Raw genomic sequence first — 20,772 nt, 5'->3', positions numbered from 1 at the left:
TACTCCAAGCAAGAGAGAAACTCTCATTGCTTAGAGTATTCGCAAGCCCTTATTTTGATGAACTTTTCCAATTCTCGTATTGTTCTTTCAACTTCTTGATATACCAAGGGATTCGTTCAGGATTGTTGCTCAGAAAAGTCAAAGCATTTTCTTCAGATTCAACAATTTTTTTATCAATCACATAGGCAAATTTTTGTATGTCCATTTCTAACTTATCAATATCACTTATGAAAAATAGTTGTCCGTTAGTTTTGGCGGTCTTATTTAATGAACTCCATTTTATTTGTTTATTTTCATATGAACTATCATTAGACTGATTGTTTTCAAAACGAAATTTTATTTTTTTATTCATAAGCTTCCTCACCCTTTATATTCATCCTAATTTTTTGGTTTCAAGAAATATTTCATTAAGATAGATTGGTTAGACTTATCTTTTTAAGTTATTTTAATTCTTTTTGTTAGTTGGAATTCTCTTTATTTGATAACATATTCATTTTGGCTCAATTTTTTTAAAAAGGTTTTAATTTTTGAATTTAGATAGTATCGGTATATTTCCGCTACAATTTTCGGATAGCGATAGGTGCATGCTATTTCTACCAAATGAGTATAGATATCATAGAGTACAAGCCTAATCTTATCTTCTTGACTAAACGTAAAATGATCATTTATCACTTTACTGTAACCTGAGATGAAATTTGGATCTTTTTCTAATCTATCTAACATGAATGAAGGGAATGTGGCTAATGGATCTCCGAAAAAGAATCGTTCAAAATCAATGATACCTGAGATAGTCAACTTTTCTTTTTTGGGTGCCAAATATATGTTTCCAGTCCACATATCATAATTAACAAGCTTAGGTATTTGAATTTCATCTAGCAACTCTTTTCTTTGTTCTATAGCAGATAAGATTTCAGTATACGGAATTTTGTATCCGTGCTGTCGCGCATCCTCTAACAAATCGCTAACCATAGCCGTAAATGCTTCACTCCAAGATGTGTAACGATAATGACGTTCTTCTTTGATATAGCCAAACCATTCGCCTTCAATCCCATGTAATTTAGCATTTATTTTCCCGAGTTTTTTCATCAATTCAGGTCTTGATTTATTTAAAAGCAAGTAATTAGAAAAATAGTTGGACCAAGTTTTTCCTTTAACACACTCTAATAGAATGTAATTATAAGGAATCACTTTTCTTGAAAAATCATATGCATACATTTTGGGTACAGGGACATGATGATCTTGGAGCAACTGATAAACATAAACTTCTGTGTAAAGTCCGCCTTTTTCTAACAAAGGTAAACCAGCACTTTCGTCAGGTGCAGTCTTTAATACTACTCCGTTGCGTAATTCTTGGGTGCCTTTTATTAGGTAGACTGTATTCAGCGTTCCTTCCTTAAATTGCTTGATACTCGTAACTTCAGAATGTTTAAATTGTTTGTATATAACTGTTTTGATTTGTTCATTTGTTAGCGCATTTTTTGTTGAAATCTTCATACCTTCCTCCATACGTTACTTGCAATAATTTAGTTTCTTCATTCGTCGAAAGAGCATTGATACCAAGCCCTTAGATTAGGCTGCAAATTGGCTATTATATAAATCAGCATAGAACCCATTTTGACGAATCAATTCTTCATGATTCCCTTGTTCAATAATCGTTCCTTTGTCCATGACCAGAATATGATCAGCATCTTGAATTGTTGAAAGACGATGTGCGATGATAAAACTTGTACGGTTTTTCATCAGGGCATCCATTGCTTTTTGAATTTCAGCTTCCGTACGTGTATCTACGCTAGAAGTTGCTTCATCTAAAATTAGAATTGCTGGATCTGCAAGAATAGCTCTAGCTATAGTTAGTAATTGCTTTTGTCCAACAGAAATATTTGATGTTTCATCATCCAAAATAGTTTGATAACCATCAGGAAGGGTACGTATAAAATGATCGATTCGTGCAGCTTTAGCGGCTTTGATAATCTCAGTTTCTGGAGCATCTCTTTTTCCATAAGCAATATTTTCAGCAATAGTACCCGAGGATAGCCAAGTATCTTGGAGAACCATCCCAATGATCGAACGCAATTCTTGACGAGTCATTTCCGTTATATTGACATTATCGATAGAAATCTTACCTCCATTTAATTCATAAAACCTCATGATTAAGTTAACTAATGTTGTTTTGCCAGCACCTGTAGGACCAACGATGGCCACTTTACTTCCCGCTTTAACATCAATATTGATGTTATCCATCAACATCATGTCTTCTTTGTAGCCGAAACGAACATTTTCAAAACGCATTTGTCCTTTGACTTTAGGTAAGCTAATGCGTTTGTTCGTTTCAGGAATTTCTTCTATTTCATCTTCTATTTGATAGATCCGCTCAGCAGCGGCAATAGCTCCTTGAAGTGAATTAGAGATATAGGCAAATGTAGACACTGATTCAGATACTTTTTCAATATATTGTAAAAACGCTTGAATATACCCAATTGAAATACTTCCATTTAAAACAAGAATTGCCCCGCCAATTGCGATTACAACATAGCCTAAATGGTTCATAAATTGGATGATTGGATTGATGACGTAAGTAATGAACTTTGCTTTTTTTTCTTTCTGACACAGATCTTCATTTAAAGACGCAGTATTCTGAATCATTTCATCTTGGATATTAAACGCCTTAATAATTATATTTCCTGTGAATGCTTCTTCGATCTGAGCATTCATGTTTCCCAAAGCTTTCTGGTTCTCAGCATGAGCAACCTGTGTTTTTTTCGTGAACATTGAAGCAATTACCAGACTCAAGAACACAGTGCCTAGTACAATCAAAGACAGCAAAGGACTAATCATAAACATGATGAACAAGGCACCAATCATTGCTACAAATGAAGAAAGCAGTTGAGAAATTCCATCTTGTAAGGTTGTCGAAACTTTTTCAAGGTCGCTAGTGATACGACTGGATATATCTCCTTTTTTATGTGTATCATAAAATCGAAGTGGCACTCTATTCAGTTTTTCACTAATTCGTTTTCTCATTGAAAGCGTGACATTTTCTGCAACACTTGCCAAGACATATTGTTGCAGATAACTAAACAAAGCTCTGGCGGAAAAAATACTAACTAGCAATAGCAGCAACGTATTCATTGAGTGTATGCCTATTGTAAATGCGTTACTTGTTTGTACAGGTAATTGAACTTCTTGGGCAATAAGATTGATAGCCTGAGCTAATAACAAAGGATAAACTATACTCAGTAACGAACTAATCCCTACACCTATAAGAGTTAATAGTAGTTTCCATTTTTGCCCCATGAGATCAGTGTACAGACGAGAAGTTGTTTTTTTCACACTCTTTATTTTTGATGGATTTCCATTTACGGTCGTGTTACTCATGCGATATCCTCCTTGCTAAACTGAGAATCAACGATTTGTTTATAAGGTAAGCAAGTCTCTAATAAAGTCTGATGGGTGCCAATACCTGCTACTTTACCTTCGTCCAAAACAATGATTTGGTCGGCATCGATAATTGTATTGATTCTCTGAGCTACAATGATCATAGCGGCTTCTCTTGTTTCCTTTTTCAAGAGTGACCGAAGTTTCGCATCCGTCTTATAATCTAGGGCTGAAAAGCTATCATCAAATACATATAACTCAGGCTTTTTAATTAATGCACGTGCAATGGCTAGTCTTTGTTTTTGTCCACCAGAAAAATTATTTCCTCCTTGTGCTACTGATGTTTCAAATCTATCATTTAAGCTGTTAATGTAATCATTGACCTGAGCAATTTTACAAGCATGAGTGATTTCCTCATCTGTTGCATCTTTCTTACCATGTTTAAGATTATCTAAAATCGTGCCACTGAATAAAAAAGCTTTTTGAGGTACATAGCCAATTTCCTCTCGGAGGGCTGCACTAGATAAATTTTTGATATTTTTCCCTTTATAGGAAATAGTTCCTGTATAAGAGTGATAAAACCCCATAAGTAAACTTGCGATTGTTGATTTTCCAGAACCTGTACTTCCAACGATAGCTGTAGTTTGACCTTTCTTTACACTAAAACTAATGTCTTCCAACACTGGTTCTTCAGCATTTGCATAACCGAAAGACACTTTATCAAATTTGATTACTTCCGTTACTTCAGCAGTTTCATTGATAGAAGTCTCTGAGGAATCATCTTCCTCGACATTTAAAACAGCTAGTATCCTATCTGCACTTATTTTTGCTTTCGGAAGGCTAGTGATTCCTGCAAGTCCCATGATCAATGACATAAGAATGATAGAAGAGTATCCGATGACGGCAATGATATCTCCTAATTGCATTGATCCATTGGTTACTCTGATATTTCCTAGATAGACAATCAACAATGTAGAAAAATTCATGATAAGCGTAATGATCGGCATGAGGATGGCAAATAGTTTATTTATACTAACTGCTGTTTTATTGTAGTCAAAAAAGGATTTATCCATACGGCTCTTTTCATAATCCATACGATTAAAGGCACGAATGACTCTGACACCAGTAATTTTTTCCCTAATATTCTTATTCATCTTGTCAAAAAGCGTTTGCTGTTTTGCTAGAAGAGGAATCGCTTTTTTGCTAATTAAAAAAGCTAAGAAAAGAATGACCACCATGATTCCCATGATGCTGATTGCTAAACCAGTATCTTTTGAAAAAGTGAGAACTAATCCAGCAATTGCCATGAAAGGAGCGGGTAAGAGCATTTCAACTGATGAAGAAAAAGCTTCTTGGATTTTTGTTACATCGCTGGTATTTCTACTGATCATTGAAGCTGGTCCGAAATCATTGAATTTATCTATTGATAGATTTTGTGCTTTTTGAAATAACGCATTTCGAAGGTCACGGCCTAGATAGGCAGAAATTTTTGAAGAAAGATAAGTACCAAAGATGGAAAAACTCATGATAGTAAGTGCTACCAAAATCATCAGCGTACCAATTTTCCAGATATAATCTAAATCTCCTTGAAGAATACCATTATCCACAATATCTGCAGTGAGGGTAGGGATATATAATGTTCCAAATCCTTGTATGAAAACACATAAGATCATTACTATAGTTTCTTTATAATATGACTTTAAGAAGGAAAATAATTTTTTCATGATTCATTTCTCCTTTTTAAGTAATCTTCTAAAGAGAAAAAGAGTTCATTGGAAAATCTCTCAAAATCATCAATAAAAGTTGGTGCAATTTTCATAGTTTCTTGAAGGGCTTTATTTTCAATCTCATATACCGGTTTTAATACTTCTTGGGCATAGAGGAGACCTTTTTCAGTTAAACAGATTTGTAATTCACGTTTTTTCCCAGGAATATTTTTAAGAGTAATGTATCCATCTGATTCACATTCTTTGATCAGCGTATTGATTGTTGTTTTGGGAAATGACCAATCCTCGCAGATTTGTTTCTGTGAATGGAATTCTCCATCGTCTAAAACATATAAGAGCCAAAATAAATTTTCTTTGACACCAGATAATTTTGAAATTTTCCAATAAACACCATCAAGTGTAGAAGTTATTTTTCCAATTCGTTGATTCGTGTGTTTTTCAGCCATTTATGAACCTCTCCTTTATAATCCTAATTCGTACTTATAATAATAATAATACGAATTCGTACTAATGTCAATGATAGAATTTAGTCTTTTGATAGGGTTCTTTGTTTTTATTATTAGAGAATAATAGTTGGTCGAAAAAAATAAGAAGTGACTAGTATAACGACTGGATTCATAAGAATGGAGGACACATTTCTAGTAGGGGAAATTTGAATGCTAAAACAATTTCTTAAAACGACTGAATTAGGACTTACTAGATGTGAGGAATGGAATAGGATATTTATTGAGGACACATTTGATTGTTTTTCTTTACTGGAGGGATCAAAATGAAGGGGGAAAAATGAAAAGATGTTGGTGAACTTCACCAACATCAAAACGTATAAAGCCATTCTATATAGAGCATTTCTTAACTGAAAAACTGTTTTATTTCTAGTGATACTTTGGAGTGACAGCTTTCAATATTTAGTCAGTTGGCAAACATAGTAATCAAATGTACTTTTCTTTTCAAAGCCCATGTTTACATATAAATCATATGCAATTTGATTGGTTGCGTCGACTTCTAAATAAATTTCTTTTTCTTCTTTGATTAATAATTCTTGGATCAAACGGTTCAAGCAAAGTTTACCTAACCCTTGACCACGAAAAGCCGGTGCTACGACTAAGCCGTAGATACCATAGGAAGATAGATCCTCTTCGATTCGGGCACAAGCAATCAGTTGATTTTCTTTATGAAAAACAACTGTTTTCTCTAAATCTTCAGATGACAATGGAGGAACCGTTGCCCCAATTTCTCCTAATTGGAGTTGGGCAATTAGGGAAGATTCCTTTAGAGTAGCTTTTTGTGGTCGATAAGGAGAATCTAGCTGTTTAAATTTGTTTGGCTGAAGAATCAACCGATACTCAGTAAACTGTTTGTTCAATTCTTTTTTCGACTTAAAGTAATTTTTCAAAAAAAGGTCACGTGGATCAGTGATGTAAAGAATCGTTGTTCGACCGATGGTTTGAGCAAATCGCATTATTTCATCAAGTAGTTGTTGTAAACAAGCCAAATTTTCATGCACGATCATTGTCACTTCTAGTTCGCTCTCATCATAAAAACTTAAAAAAGCATAGGCAATAAGTGTCTCTTCTTTAAAACAAAGGACATGGCGGATCTGGTCGTTCGTTTGTTCAGCAAAATCAGGAGCTAGTTTAAACTGGCAGTGACGCTGCTGTTCGATCTGTTCTTTCAATTCACGGATCGTTTGCTTGGTATCAGGTTGTAGCTGTCTTGTGATAGATGCTTTCATTTGTTTTCCCCAATCAAAAGATTTTTCTCATCTTATCTTATTTTTTTAACCAACACAATAAGAAAGTGAATCGCGGTAGTTGGTCGTTCCTTCATTTGGTCATGAAGCCAGAAAGCGAGTCATTGTATTCAATGAGAGTGCCATACAAATGCAATGCTCATAAAAATATAGTTTATAAGGAAAAGTGACATATAAATAAAATTTATGGTAGGTATTAGTTTTGACTATATTCTTTTCTCACGCCTATACTTCCCTTGTTACTAAAACCTAGGAGGAATTAGCTATGTTGACAGGATTAAACTTATTAAATAATCCATTTTTAAATAAAGGAACAGCTTTTACGAAAGAAGAACGTGCGAAATATGGGATTACAGGTATGTTACCAAGCACAGTCCAAACGTTAGAGGAACAATCGATTCAAGCATACGGACAATATTTGAGTAAACAAAGTGATCTTGAAAAACGGATCTTTTTAATGAATTTATTCAATACAAACCGGACACTTTTCTATAAATTAATGGGACAACATTTAGTTGAGTTTATGCCAGTTGTTTATGATCCAGTCGTTGCGGATTCAATCGAACAATACAATGAAATTTTCTTAAAACCGCAAGATGCTGCGTTTCTTTCAATTGATGAACCAGAAAATATCAAAGCAAGTTTACAAAATGCTGCGGACGGTCGAGACATTCGCTTGATCGTGGTGACTGATGCAGAAGGAATCTTAGGTATGGGTGACTGGGGAGTCAATGGTGTAGATATTGCGATCGGTAAATTGATGGTTTATACAGCAGCTGCTGGAATCAACCCTGCCCAAGTATTACCTGTATCGATTGATGCAGGAACAAATAATGAAGAATTACTAAATAATCCATTGTATTTAGGAAATCGCCATCGTCGTGTGACAGGACAAAAATATTATGAATTTATCGATCAATTCGTTGATGCAGCAACGGATCTTTTCCCAGAACTATTACTACATTGGGAAGATTTTGGACGAGGAAATGCTGCAACGATCTTAGAAAAATATGAAGATAAAATCACTACTTTCAATGATGATATCCAAGGAACAGGGATTGTTGTTCTTGCTGGTGTACTAGGTGGACTGAATATTTCTGGAGAATCATTGAAAGACCAAACTATTTTGACTTTTGGAGCCGGTACTGCGGGCGTAGGTATTGCCAATATTCTATTAGACGAAATGATTCGTCAAGGTGTATCAGAAGAAGAAGCTCGAAAACACTTTTATCAAGTAGACAAACAAGGGTTATTATTTGAAGATACAGAAGGTTTGACTCCAGGACAAATTCCTTTTGCTCGAAAACGATCTGAATTTACTAATTCTGCTGAACTAACAACTTTAGAAGCGGTCGTAAAAGAAATTCATCCAACAATCATGATTGGGACATCGACTCAACCAGGTGCGTTTACGGAAGAAATCGTTAAGGAAATGGCAAGCCATACACCACGTCCAATCATCATGCCATTGTCTAATCCAACGAAATTAGCGGAAGCGAAAGCCAAAGATTTAATTGAATGGACTGATGGGAAAGCATTAGTAGGAACTGGGATTCCGGCAGCAGACGTGGAATATCAAGGAGTAACTTATCAAATCGGACAAGCAAACAATGCGTTGATGTATCCAGGGTTAGGACTTGGTTTGATTGCTTCAACGGCTACACGTGTGAATGCTGAGATCATTTCTCAAGCAAGTCGTGCATTAGGTGGAATCGTTGATGTTACACAACCAGGCGCAGCAATTTTACCTCCAGTTGCGAAAATCACTGAATTTTCTCAAACAATTGCAGAAACAGTAGCGAAATCTGTTGTTTCTCAAAAATTGAATCGTGAAGAAATCACTGATATCAAAGCAGCAGTGGAATCTGCTAAATGGGTACCAGAATACCAAGAGTTAGACAAATAAGCTTGACCAAATTTCTAAAACAAAGTGAATGAAGGATTAGTTGAGCACAATCATACACAGAGTACGTTAATCGGTGAAAGGAAAGCAGCTGATTAGATGCAACGAGGTGAAAAATGGGAGTCACCTGATGAAGAAGCTATAAAAATCAGATATTGAACTATTTTTCAACGTACCTCAGCCTTTCACCGTGCTTTTTTATTCAGAAAGGATCTGTATGAATGACACAAAGAGAAGAATCAACTACAAAAGTTGAAGAAAAAACAAAAGAAGGATTTTGGACAACTAAGATTACTGGAGTAAGTCTTCCTATCTATTTTGTTATGGTATTAGTCCTGATCGTTGCAATGGCACTTGGAAAATTACCAACGAATATGATTGGTCCGATCGCTGTTCTAGTGATATTCGGGAATTTATTTCATTTTATTGGTACAAAAATCCCAATCGTTAGAAGTTATCTAGGTGGAGGTTCCGTATTTGCGATCTTTGCCTCAGCTGCAATTGCGACTTTTGGTATATTACCAGAATACGTGGTGAAAGCTACTGAAAATTTTGTAAGTAACATGGGTTTCTTAGATTTTTATATCGCAGCTTTAATCACTGGGAGTATTTTAGGGATGAACCGTAATTTACTAATGAAAGCATCGGTACGTTTCATTCCAGTAGCACTTATTTCAATGATTGTATCGTTTTTTGCTGTTGGTCTAGTTGGAATGTTAATTGGTAATGGGTTTGGACGTTCCGTACTGTATATCTCTTTACCAGCAATGGCTGGAGGAGTTGGAGCTGGCGCAGTTCCATTATCTACGATTTATGCGAACGTCTTAGGAACGAATGCTTCCTCTATTATTTCTCAATTACTCCCAGCTACAGCAATGACTAATGTCTTAGCCATCATTGGAGCAGCTTTGGTTGCTCGTGCAGGAAAATCAATGCCTAAATTGAATGGTGAAGGCAAACTTATGGCAAAAGGCGATCTTGGTGACGGTAAACCACGGAATGTGAAACCATCGATCCCCCAATTAGGTGTAGGTCTAATGGTGTCATTGACATTCTTTATTTTAGGACAAATCGGCAACTACTTTGTGCCAAAAATCCATGCGTATGCATTCATGATTATCATTGTCGTGATTTGTAAAATTACAAATCTCTTACCTGATTATTATGAGGATGCAGCAATTATGTTCAATAATCTGATCGTTAAGAATTTAACAGCAGCTGTCCTTGCAGGAATAGGGATTGCGCTATTGAATCTAAATGTCTTAGCTTCAGCGTTAACTTGGCAATTCGTTGTTTTATGTTTGACAAGTGTTGTAGCAATCTCGCTCACTTCAGGATTCGTGGGACGTTTATTCGGTTTGTACCCAGTTGAATCAACCATTACAGCTGGATTGTGTAACAACTCAATGGGTGGTACAGGGAACGTAGCAGTATTATCTGCGGCTAATCGAATGGAACTAATTGCTTTTGCGCAAATGGGAAATCGTTTAGGCGGTGCAATCGTCTTGATCATTTCAGGATTTTTGATGCAACTATTTTCTTAAGGAACGAAGACAATAATTTTTTTCCTACTTTAATCGATAAGAAAAACATAGATCTGGAACAACGTTTGTTCCAGATCTATGTTTTTTTGTTTACATTCTTCTAATTGAGCAGGAACTACCCATGATGAAAGTCACGAGTGTACTCGGCTAATTCATCAAACCAAAAGCATGAATCGTAAAAGAAACCAGATCAACAAAAAAATTGGGTTTATCTGACAAAAATCTTCAAGTACTTGCGTATCTCTATTATGAAAAGAGAATGACGAACGTGTTGGTCAAATAGATAGAAAACAGGAAGAGGATTTATGAAAAAACAAAAAATGTTGTATCGTTTAATGAAAATTTTAGGGATAGCAGTAATCATAATCGGAGGGATTGTGTACATGAAACAAAAGCAGCTTAATGAAGAAATGGTCAATATGATTAAGAGTGACCGAGTAGCGCAACTGATCGAATCTGAGTTAAAACGGTTAGATCCCAAAGCATTAGCAGCTGAAGGAATCGTCCATTCGTATGAAATTGATTACGAAAGTATTGAACCTAATCGTTTAGGAGGAATCAACGTTGAATTGATCATTAATCAAGATAAAGAGTTAACATTAGGATTGGTAGTCAATGAGCGCAGGAACCAATTAGTGAATGATGGATTAGTTCTCTCAGAAAAACTAGATAGGCTGATTGAGAGAGCGGATCAGTCATGAGTATGACTGATGAAGAGAGAATAAAAATGATAAGCCAAAGCTATATGAACCTCGAAGTGAACAAAAAAATTTCAGTGAATCGTCAAACATATGGTTATGTATCAAAGATAATAGATAACAAAAAAAGTGGAGAAAAAAGTTTTATCATTACCGACGGAAATCCAAAAGTGCAAAAGCCAAAAGAAGTGAAACAGATAACTATCCTTTATCAAGGCTCGATAGGGATCAATAAAATACTGGTAAATCCTGGAGATGTATGGCGAGATTGGGGAGTAAACAATCTTCCTACGGCTGTCCAAGTGATCAATGCAGGAGGAGCAACTGCGATGCCGCAATTAAAGTCTGCTGCCCATACATTACAAGAAACCATGCAAATGTATCCCAATGCCAAAGTTTCAGTATATGGCCATTCTTTAGGTTCAATGAATGGACAATATGCTATTTCAGATTTGCCGACTGCTTTTCATGATCGGCTAGAGGGGGTATATCTCTACCAAGGCCCCAACATTTACAGTATTTTAAATCCCAGACAACAAGCAACAGCAGATAAATTAACGAATGAAGGAAAGATTTTCAATTTTATTGACACAAGAGATTTAGTACCGATCGGGTATTCACTGACAAAAAAACAAGTGGGCACAATAATTGAAGTAACATCTAAAAAAGTGAAGTTGGGCAAACAGCATATGTTGGGCGGTTATTTATTTGATCAAGATGGGAATCTAGTGACACAGTCTAAAGGGATTATCCAATTAGCAAAACATCAGACAAGCAAAGAGTTGGATCGGCTCGCTGAGATTCATCATCAATTTCGTCACAGCGGTAAAGGAATTTCTTCTTCACAAGAGATTTTTTTAGATGCGATGCAAGCGAGAACGATTACCTTGGGATACAAACAAGCGATTCAATCTGAGATAGACACAGTGGTCAAGTGGCTAAACAAGGAGATTGAACAGGCTAATCTTCTTTGGAGCCAAACGAAACGGGATACGAACCGCTGGGGTGAACATTTGAATGATACCGAAAAAATGGCTATTCTGGCAGAAAATCAGGTGACAGAGTACACACTAGTCCGTCAGCCAGTGGCTACCTATGAACAACAACTAACCCTATTGCAAAAGGTCCAACATGAATTAGATACGCTGCTGAAACAGATAGTAACCACCATTGAAGAACAGGTGAGGACAGATAAAACATTGTCCCAATATCTTTCATAAAATGGAGGGGTTATGGAAAAAAAGGTGAAGGACAGTCTCAACCTATGGAAAAACAGTTATATTCAGAAAAAAAACAATTAGAAAATCAACTCGACCAACTAAAGAAAGAAAAAAGTAAATTTGATCATTACTTAGATCAAGTAGCAAACCAATTCCATGATTTTTCGTTTTTTGATGTTTTCCCCCACAGAAAACAGTTCTATCGTTTGTTAAATGATAGCAAAGAAGAGGCGGAAGGGATTTTTCGCAGAGAGAAAAGAATGATCGAATGTCGCATTAAATGTCCATTAGTAGAGAAGTATTCCACTTTAGAGAAAGAATCTAGCAACTAATAAAAACGAAACGGGAGAAAAATATGTTTGAAGAATTACAAAAAACATTGGAAAAACAACTCATTCGGCTTATTGTTGCAACACCAAGTCATGCCACATCGCAAAATAGAAAAAACTTGACCAAACAAACACTTCAACAGAAGAAACAAACGTTGAAACAGCTGACTACAAGTTATGCAAGTCATTTAAGTCACGTTTCTAAAGGAACATGGGTCAAGACAGCTATCCAAGTGATCGAAAGAACGGCGAATCAATTTGAATGGCTTACTTAAGGAAGTAAAAAAGTTGAGCATGAAGTTGTGCTAAACTTTTTTACTACGAGTAAATGATCGATTCAATGATGAACCCCAATAACAAGAGAAGACGTTCTAAATCTAAGGAGTGATGGATCTTCTCTTGTTTGCCAGTGATTGAATGATTTTTTGAGTATACCTAAAAATAGAAACTAAAAAATCATAAATAAGCATCGATTTCTTCTTTAATGATCCGTAATCCTTTCTTTAAAATCTCCAAATGATTGGATGATAAGGCGATTCGGATAAAAGGATCAGCTTGTTGTTGACTAGTGAAGCGATTCGAGTGATAAATTCTTATCCCTTTATTCAAAAAATGTTGTTCTACATCTAAGGGAGAAATATCGGCTCGGATCGGAATATTTCGATAATAAGGATAAGGATTCGAAGGACGAGGTAAATCAAAATACGCATCAAAGCAGTCATTTGCTTCGGCTGTTCGTTTTAATTTTGTTGTTAAGATTTTCTGGATTGTTTCTGGTGAGTGCAAGATTTGAGTGATGATTTCTGCATCTAGACCAGATGTTTTGACGTTTATATTAAAGATTGCACGTTCAATTCGTTCTCTTAAACGTTCTGGGAATACAAGATAGGCTACACGAAGACCTGAACAAATGAATTTGGTCATTCCTGACAAGTAAATGGTTTGATCAGGTAGCAGCTGTTGAAACGGTGGCAAAACTTGTTGTTGAAAATGGGTCGTTAAAAAAGAATGAATATCGTCTTCAATAACTAATAACTTTTCTTTGGAAATAATAGCTTTCAATTCATTACGCCGTTGGAGAGACAGTTGAAAACCAATGGGGTTATTACAAGAAGGCATCAGATAAATCCCTTTTATTTTCTTTTTATGACACTCTTGTAGCAATAATTCAGGTTTCATTCCTTCTTGGTCGAAATCGATCGGAACTACTTCTAAGTGATACAAATGCGCTAACTCAATAAAATTGGAATAGGTATATCGATCAATAGCGATTCGATCTCCAGGAGAAAAAAAGGCGGCAAGTGTCACAGCAAGACCATTTTGAACACCAGAAACGATTGCGGTATGATGAATCGTTGTTTGAACCCCTTGAGTCTGTAACCACTCGACTGCCGTCTTTAATTGAAAATTGGTTCCCATAGGGTCACGATAATTCAATAAACCCACGATATTGGGGTTGAGACTGACTGAATGGATAAAAGGCAGGACAAGATGGTTGCAGTCTTCAAAAGAACTAACTAATCCAAAATCAATCACATGCTCGGCTACTTGATTAGTTGAAATCGTGATTGAAGTAAAAGCATTAGGGGAAACGAACGTACCACTTCCAATATTGGTGTACAAGAGACCTTTCTCAATACCATATTTATAGGCCTGACCGACAGTTGTAAAATTGATATCTAAATAGTCGGCTAATTCTCTCTGAGAAGGAAGTTGGGTATTTTTTTGTAACTTACTTGTAAGAATATCTTCTTCTAGCTGTTGGATCAGAGATTTATAGATGGGGCGTGTTAATTTTGTTTTATCAGGTCGCCAAGTGATCGGATAATCTTCATAAGAATTTATGGGCATTTTATTCACCTCTAAAATTGTATTCCATACAATTATACTATTGAATGTATATAATTCAATGATAATATATGGACGTGAGGGGGAGATTTTTATGAGAAAAATCGATTTTGAGGAAGCAGTATCACGATTAGATTTTCAAGAGGCAATTGAAGTAATGCGTCAGTGTTTTAGCGATTATGGCGAAGGAAAAATTAGTCAAAATACACGTATGGTAGAGATTTTGCCAGATGGTAAAAACAAAAATGTTTTTGCGATGATGCCTGCTTATCTTGGTAAAGATCGTTATTTTGGTGCAAAAATCATTACTGCATTTCCTGATAATCATTTACAAGGACTATCTTCACATTTGGGGGAAATTCTATTATTTGATTCTAAAAACGGTGTACCTGTAGCGCTAATCAACGCGAATGCAGTCACTTGGATTCGTACCGCTGCAGTTTCCGCTTTAGCCACTGATATATTGGCGAAAAAAGAAGCGGCATCATTAGCTTTAATCGGGGCTGGACAACAAGCAAGCTCGCATTTGAATGCGATCTGTGCTATACGTTCAATCAATAAAGTATCTGTCTATGACTTGAGTAAAGAAAGAAGTCAACAATTTATTGAGGAAATGCAAACAGCATACCCGGAAATTGAATTTTCAAGTGGAGAAACACTCGCAGAAACAGTGGAACAAGCTGAGATCATTTGTACACTAACACCTAGTAAAGAGGCGTTTTTGAAAAAAGAATGGCTTACTCCTGGTGCGCATATCAATGCTATTGGTACGTTTACACCAGATACACGTGAAATCACTAGTGAGTTGATGAAAAGCAGTGCCATCTATGTCGATGATTATGAAGCTGCAATGAAAGAAAGTGGCGATCTACTGATTCCGATTGCTGAAGGAGAATTATCAGAATCAGCGATCTCAGGCTCGTTAAGTGAATTGGTTTCAGGAAAAAGATTATTAAAAGACCAACAAGAAACAATCACGATTTTTGATGCCGTTGGCTTAGCGATTGAAGATCTATGTTGTGCAGAATATATTTATCAAAAAGTTAAGGAGTCTGAATAAAATGAAGTTAAGTTATTATGTTGTTGATGCATTCACACAAGAAGTGTTTAAAGGGAATCCAGCAGCAGTCTACGTTTTAGAGAAGTGGTTACCAGATACGGTGATGCAAAAAATTGCTATTGAGAATAACTTATCTGAAACAGCATTTACTGTCAAAAAGGAGGAACACTATGAGTTACGTTGGTTTACTCCGGATCGTGAAATCGACTTATGTGGACATGCTACTTTAGCAACAGCGTTTGTTTTGTTCAATTATTATGGGGTAGAGGAAGAAATAATCAAATTTACTAGTCAAAGTGGCGAACTTCTTGTGACAAAACAACAAGAAACTTACTATATGGATTTTCCAAGTATCATGCCTAAAAAAGTAGCAATTTTACCTGAATACGAAAAAGCGATCGGTGCAAAAATCAAAGCTGCTTATTTAGCGCGAGATTTATTTTTTGAACTGACAGATGAAGAAACCGTAAAACAGTTGCAACCAAACTTTTCAGCTATTAAAAATTTTGATTTGGGCGTTGGCGTGATCGTGACCGCACGTGGTCAGAAGGAAGATTTTGTTTCTCGTACATTTTTCCCGAAATTAACGATCAATGAAGATCCCGTTTGCGGTTCTGCTCATGCCAATCTTATTCCTTATTGGGCAAATAAATTAAGTAAGAAAAAAATGATTGCCCATCAGCTTTCACCAAGAGGTGGCTACCTTGATTGTGAGTTACGAGGGGAGCGGATCGTGATTGGTGGAGAAGCAGTGCTATTCGCTCAAGGAGAAGCTTATATTACAGAAAAATAAGCATCACAAATGAAGCAAGAGTTCCTTTTGACAATCTACACCTTTTTCTTCCAGGGCGTTTTCCAGAGGATAGAAGTAAGCCTGTTTTTAGAGATGCTAGAAGAGGCTGAGGCAGGTTTTGGCTTAGTCTCTTCTTTTCAACCATAATATTGAACCTTTCATAGAAAATCTCTCTATTATTTTACTACTACTTTACTGCTAGAGTTCAAACAGATTATTTGCCTGTATCATTTTTGAGAGGTACGATAATGATGCAAACGCTATCATAAAATTTATGGTTCTTAATTCGAGAGAAAGAAGGCTTTATTATGGAAAAAGTTTATCAAGCTGGTACACATGAAGGGATGATTGATTTCATCAATATGGAAGATCTGGAATTAGCAGCTACTCAAGTAATCCCTAGTGGTGGATATGGCTATATCAGTAGTGGTGCAGGGGATTTGTTTACTTATCGAGAAAATCAAAAAGCCTTTAATCATCAATTGGTTATCCCTCATGTTTTGAAAGATGTGGAATTACCTGATACAACGACCTATTTTTCTGATGAAACATTAGCCGCACCAATCATTATGGCACCAGTAGCAGCGCATGGATTAGCCCATGTACAAGCTGAAAAAGCTTCGGCTAAAGGAGTATCAGAATTTGGAACGATCTATACAGCTAGTTCTTACGCTTCTTGTACCTTGGAAGAAATTAGAGCAGCTGGTGGTCCTGAAGCTCCTCAATGGTTTCAGTTTTATATGAGTAAGGACGATGGGATCAACTTGGATATCCTGGAAATGGCAAAAAGAAACGGAGCAAAGGCGGTTGTTTTAACAGCTGATGCAACAGTTGGCGGAAATCGTGAAACAGATCGGCGAAATGGTTTTACTTTTCCGTTGCCCATGCCAATCGTTCAAGCTTACCAATCGGGAGTCGGTCAAACGATGGATGCAGTCTATAAATCGTCTAAACAAAAATTAAGTCCAAAAGATATCGAATTTATTACGACCCATTCAGAGTTGCCAGTTTATGTCAAAGGGGTACAATCAGAAGATGATGTGTATCGTTCTCTTGATGCTGGTGCACAAGGGATTTGGGTCTCCAATCATGGTGGTAGACAGTTAGATGGTGGTCCAGCTTCTTTTGATTCATTACGCTATGTAGCTGAAGCTGTGGATAAACGTGTACCGATCGTATTTGATAGCGGTGTTAGACGAGGGCAACATGTCTTTAAAGCGATTGCTTCAGGAGCTGATTTAGTTGCCATTGGTAGACCAGCCATTTATGGACTTTCTTTAGGTGGAAGTACAGGAATCAAACAAGTATTTGATTTTTTCAAAACAGAACTTGAAATGGTCATGCAATTAGCTGGAACTCAAACTGTTGAAGACATCAAAAACGCAAAATTGAGAGAAAATCGTTTCATGTGTTAAGACAAAAAATCGGTTTATCAATAGGGATTAAGTAGCAAAATAGCTTGAACAGATAGTGATTTTGGATAGAATTTTTGAATGATCGTGCTTATTTTAGGAAAGAATATTTCAACAAGACATTAACCAGTTTTATAGCGATAATCAAACGAGGTTGAGACAAAAGTGTTCAGCATCAAGAAATAAGAAGGAATTTCCGAAAATTGACAAGAAACACAAAAACTAGTTTTTGATGTTGATTGTTACCTACTTGGTGCTTCTCAAATTTTTGGTAAATTTCGGCAAATTTTCCGAAGATGCTACTTTTGTCTCACCGTGAACAAGAGGTCGTGAAAAGAGTGTTTTGACCTGAGCGCTCACCAAGTAAAAACTGCGACGAGTAATCGCAGGAGCATTAAGGATGGAAATCTCGAAACAGCTTCCCATGTTTTGAGATTTTTTGACTTATCGCCGAAGGTCAGCTCTTTGAACGCCGTTTATCCGTTTTTAGAGATACTAGAAGAGACTGAGACAACTTTTGTCTCAGTCCCGTTTTTTTGTGAGCAGATTATTCCTCTAAAAATTTATCAAGTGATAAACTTGTATTATTGTTGGATAAACTTTTAAAGGAGGAGTTAGATGTTTTTAGCATTAAATGAAATCATACATTCAAAATTACGCTATGCGTTGGTTGCTGGGGTGATGTTTTTAATTGCATATTTGGTCTTTTTTTTAACCGGTTTAGCGTATGGACTGGCACAAGATAACCGAACGGCTGTCGATAAGTGGGAGGCAGACTATATTGTACTGTCAAAAGATGCCAATACGAACCTAGGGATGTCAATGATCACGAAAAAGACAGCGCAAGAAGTAAAAGGGGATAAGGTGGCTTACTTAGCACAAACACCAGGGGTCGTAACCAGTAAAGACAACGATGAGGCAGGAAAAATCAATGTGAGTTTTTTTGGTATTGATCCAGATCAATTTATCATGCCTAATATTGTTGAAGGTAAGGCCTTTGTTGGGAACGATGAAGCAGTGGGTGATATTAGCTTAAAAGAAGAGTATGGTCTAGGAATTGGCGATACAGTTAAACTTTCTGGTAGTGACAAAACCTTTCGATTAACTGGATTTACCGAAAATGCGAAGTTCAATGTATCGCCAGTTTTATATACAACACTTGATGCTTACCAAGAAATTCGTTTTGAAAAAACAGATACAAGTGAGAATGCTCGAATCAACGCGGTGGTTGTTAGAGGGAAGATAGATGATTTACCAAATGATCTTGAAAAAATCAGCATTTCTAAATTTATCAATGAATTACCTGGCTATAGTGCGCAAGTACTCACTTTTGGTTTTATGATCGGCTTTTTGATCGTGATTGCAGCGATTGTAATCGGAATTTTCATTTATGTGTTGACCATGCAAAAAATCAATATTTTTGGTGTTTTGAAGGCGCAAGGAATGACAGGAGGGTTTATCGCTCGCTCAGTAGTGGCCCAAACTTTCTTACTCTCATTCTTTGGGATCGGTCTTGGTTTGTTGGGAACAGTGGGGACCTCGTTCCTTTTACCAGATACCGTACCTTTTCAAAGTAATTGGTTATTTTTCGGAGTTATCAGTGTTTTGATGTTAGTGGTCGCCATTTTAGGTGCGCTGTTTTCGGTACGAGCAATTGTAAAAATCGATCCGTTGAAGGCAATTGGTTAGGAGATGAAAAAAATGAAAGCAATCGAATTTAAAGATGTCGAAAAGAATTTCAAAGATGGTGATCAAATCGTCCACGCACTGAAAAAAACCAATGTTAGTGTAGATAAAGGCGAATTTGTTGCGATCATCGGTCCTTCTGGTTCAGGAAAAAGTACTTTCTTGACCATTGCAGGTGGCTTACAAACGCCTAGTAAAGGGTCTGTTTTGATCAATGGGCAAGAATTTAGTGCTCAACCTGAGAATCAGCGGGTAAAATTACGTTTTAAGGAAATCGGATTTATTTTACAAGCGTCTAATTTGGTTCCATTTTTATCGGTCAAAAAGCAATTGATATTAGTGGATAAAGTCAAACATGAGAATCGTCAGAAAGAAGCGAATGAACTATTTGAGCAGTTAGGTGTTGCCGAATTGGTCAATAAATATCCAGAAGAATTATCAGGAGGAGAACGGCAAAGAGTCGCCATTGCTAGAGCGCTTTACAACGATCCGTCCATTATTTTAGCAGATGAACCAACAGCCAGTTTAGATTCAGAAAAAGCAAGAGAAGTCGTAGATATTTTAGCGAAAGAATCGAAAGAAAAAAATAAAGCCATCATTATGGTCACCCATGATACACGCCTGATTGACAAATGTGATAAAGTGTTTATGATGGAAGACGGTGTTTTTCAAGAAAAAACAGAATAAGCATAAAAAGAAGGTGTGTATGTGGTTCATCGCTATAACAAAGACACGCAAAAAAAGATTTTACATGAAGCCAATCATTTGTTTATGTCAAAAGGCTATCTCGGCACGTCTACTCGTGAAATTGCTAAGAACGCCGGGATTACCCAACCCAATCTTTATCATTACTTTAGTGACAAAGAAAAACTTTACCAGGCAGTTCTGGAACAACATTTGAAAACAGTAGGGGACGATTTGAGGAAGATCGCCGCAACGGGTGCCGATGATTTTCAACAAACGTTGACTAAGATGGCTGAATATCTTATCGAAACCCATCTCATTGATTTGTTTATGATGCTGCATGATTTGAAGCTCAATCTTTCAGCTGAAACAAGAAATCATTTGTTTTGTTTATGGAAAAAGAATTATCGGGAACCTTTTGAAAAGATTTTTGCCAATCATCAACAACTATTACGAAAAAACGTCACACAGGAACTGGCAGCGAAACATTTTTTCCTTTTGCTAGCCCCTTATATTACTGAATCTGGTCATTCAGAGGAACAGCCTTTTGATGTGGCGACTTTGATCGATCTATACTTAAATGGGGTTATTGTTTAGCTTGAGACGAATAACGGTTGTGTAAGCTCCGTTCGATTGGATGGATCTGATGCTTTGGAGACACTATTTGCTGTCTCCAAAACATCAGATCCATTTCAAAGAACGAACACTTGCACACCGTTTTTTTGTGTTGATGTTGCGGATGG

General features: G+C 36.5%; 19 protein-coding genes. 12 read left to right on the top strand and 7 right to left on the bottom strand.

From position 1 onward, the window contains the following. Positions 1-49: 49 nt before the first annotated feature. The 6 genes from IGJ23_RS10175 to IGJ23_RS10150 all read right to left on the bottom strand — a co-directional run bounded on the left by IGJ23_RS10175 (position 50) and on the right by IGJ23_RS10150 (position 6,834). Positions 50-352 carry a hypothetical protein gene (locus IGJ23_RS10175; protein ID WP_010718673.1) on the bottom strand — a complete coding sequence of 101 codons (303 nt, stop codon included), beginning with the start codon at positions 350-352 and terminating at the stop codon, positions 50-52. A gap of 122 nt (positions 353-474) precedes the next feature. Further along, positions 475-1,494 (bottom strand): phosphotransferase family protein, encoded by a 1,020-nt coding sequence (locus tag IGJ23_RS10170; RefSeq protein ID WP_161298825.1) that lies wholly within the window; start codon positions 1,492-1,494, stop codon positions 475-477. Between the two features lie 75 nt (positions 1,495-1,569). Then, on the bottom strand, positions 1,570-3,375 hold the full coding sequence (locus IGJ23_RS10165; protein WP_178285753.1) for an ABC transporter ATP-binding protein: 1,806 nt from the start codon (positions 3,373-3,375) through the stop codon (positions 1,570-1,572). Then, the gene (locus tag IGJ23_RS10160) at positions 3,372-5,099 is read right to left on the bottom strand and encodes an ABC transporter ATP-binding protein (protein WP_178305763.1); all 1,728 of its coding nucleotides are present in this window, start codon (positions 5,097-5,099) and stop codon (positions 3,372-3,374) included. The genes IGJ23_RS10165 and IGJ23_RS10160 overlap by 4 nt, the downstream gene beginning before the upstream one ends. Then, positions 5,096-5,548 carry a MarR family winged helix-turn-helix transcriptional regulator gene (locus IGJ23_RS10155; RefSeq protein ID WP_010718669.1) on the bottom strand — a complete coding sequence of 151 codons (453 nt, stop codon included), beginning with the start codon at positions 5,546-5,548 and terminating at the stop codon, positions 5,096-5,098. The genes IGJ23_RS10160 and IGJ23_RS10155 overlap by 4 nt, the downstream gene beginning before the upstream one ends. Positions 5,549-6,000: 452 nt before the next feature. Next, a complete protein-coding gene (locus IGJ23_RS10150) occupies positions 6,001-6,834 on the bottom strand; it encodes a GNAT family N-acetyltransferase (RefSeq protein WP_438774927.1) in 834 nt (277 codons plus the stop codon). A gap of 283 nt (positions 6,835-7,117) precedes the next feature. Here IGJ23_RS10150 and IGJ23_RS10145 point away from each other — a divergent pair, with 283 nt between their 5' ends. The 6 genes from IGJ23_RS10145 to IGJ23_RS10120 all read left to right on the top strand — a co-directional run bounded on the left by IGJ23_RS10145 (position 7,118) and on the right by IGJ23_RS10120 (position 12,821). Beyond that, positions 7,118-8,758 (top strand): malolactic enzyme, encoded by a 1,641-nt coding sequence (locus IGJ23_RS10145; RefSeq protein WP_010718666.1) that lies wholly within the window; start codon positions 7,118-7,120, stop codon positions 8,756-8,758. A 218-nt stretch (positions 8,759-8,976) separates the two neighbouring features. Beyond that, positions 8,977-10,299, top strand: coding sequence for a 2-hydroxycarboxylate transporter family protein (locus IGJ23_RS10140; RefSeq protein ID WP_010718665.1), 1,323 nt, complete (start codon positions 8,977-8,979; stop codon positions 10,297-10,299). Positions 10,300-10,604: 305 nt separating this feature from the next. Beyond that, a complete protein-coding gene (locus IGJ23_RS10135; protein WP_010718664.1) occupies positions 10,605-11,000 on the top strand; it encodes a DUF1310 family protein in 396 nt (131 codons plus the stop codon). Between the two features lie 26 nt (positions 11,001-11,026). Then, entirely contained in the window at positions 11,027-12,217 is a 1,191-nt protein-coding gene (locus IGJ23_RS10130) for an Mbeg1-like protein (protein ID WP_438774926.1), read from the top strand. A 44-nt stretch (positions 12,218-12,261) separates the two neighbouring features. After that, entirely contained in the window at positions 12,262-12,549 is a 288-nt protein-coding gene (locus tag IGJ23_RS10125; RefSeq protein ID WP_438774925.1) for a hypothetical protein, read from the top strand. Between the two features lie 23 nt (positions 12,550-12,572). After that, positions 12,573-12,821 carry a hypothetical protein gene (locus IGJ23_RS10120; protein WP_063627435.1) on the top strand — a complete coding sequence of 83 codons (249 nt, stop codon included), beginning with the start codon at positions 12,573-12,575 and terminating at the stop codon, positions 12,819-12,821. A 181-nt stretch (positions 12,822-13,002) separates the two neighbouring features. On the opposite strand, the gene IGJ23_RS10115 is transcribed toward IGJ23_RS10120, so the two are convergent. Then, positions 13,003-14,397, bottom strand: a complete 1,395-nt coding sequence (locus IGJ23_RS10115; RefSeq protein ID WP_088762247.1) for a PLP-dependent aminotransferase family protein — start codon at positions 14,395-14,397, stop codon at positions 13,003-13,005. Positions 14,398-14,488: 91 nt separating this feature from the next. Between IGJ23_RS10115 and IGJ23_RS10110 the strand changes: the two genes are divergently transcribed. The 6 genes from IGJ23_RS10110 to IGJ23_RS10085 all read left to right on the top strand — a co-directional run bounded on the left by IGJ23_RS10110 (position 14,489) and on the right by IGJ23_RS10085 (position 20,626). Beyond that, positions 14,489-15,454 (top strand): ornithine cyclodeaminase family protein, encoded by a 966-nt coding sequence (locus tag IGJ23_RS10110; RefSeq protein WP_010738029.1) that lies wholly within the window; start codon positions 14,489-14,491, stop codon positions 15,452-15,454. A 1-nt stretch (position 15,455) separates the two neighbouring features. After that, positions 15,456-16,247: a PhzF family phenazine biosynthesis protein gene (locus IGJ23_RS10105; protein WP_438774924.1), complete on the top strand. Its 792-nt coding sequence runs from the start codon at positions 15,456-15,458 to the stop codon at positions 16,245-16,247. Between the two features lie 308 nt (positions 16,248-16,555). Further along, on the top strand, positions 16,556-17,662 hold the full coding sequence (locus tag IGJ23_RS10100; RefSeq protein ID WP_010718658.1) for an alpha-hydroxy-acid oxidizing protein: 1,107 nt from the start codon (positions 16,556-16,558) through the stop codon (positions 17,660-17,662). Between the two features lie 615 nt (positions 17,663-18,277). Next, positions 18,278-19,348, top strand: coding sequence for an ABC transporter permease (locus IGJ23_RS10095; RefSeq protein ID WP_096710050.1), 1,071 nt, complete (start codon positions 18,278-18,280; stop codon positions 19,346-19,348). A gap of 12 nt (positions 19,349-19,360) precedes the next feature. Next, entirely contained in the window at positions 19,361-20,032 is a 672-nt protein-coding gene (locus tag IGJ23_RS10090) for an ABC transporter ATP-binding protein (protein WP_010718656.1), read from the top strand. A 21-nt stretch (positions 20,033-20,053) separates the two neighbouring features. Further along, the gene (locus IGJ23_RS10085) at positions 20,054-20,626 is read left to right on the top strand and encodes a TetR/AcrR family transcriptional regulator (RefSeq protein ID WP_010738025.1); all 573 of its coding nucleotides are present in this window, start codon (positions 20,054-20,056) and stop codon (positions 20,624-20,626) included. Positions 20,627-20,772: the final 146 nt, after the last annotated feature.

It is taken from the genome of Enterococcus sp. DIV1682a (genome assembly GCF_051711005.1).
Classification (GTDB): Bacteria; Bacillota; Bacilli; order Lactobacillales; family Enterococcaceae; genus Enterococcus_B; species Enterococcus_B hirae.
This window is presented reverse-complemented; position numbering and strand designations above follow the sequence as displayed.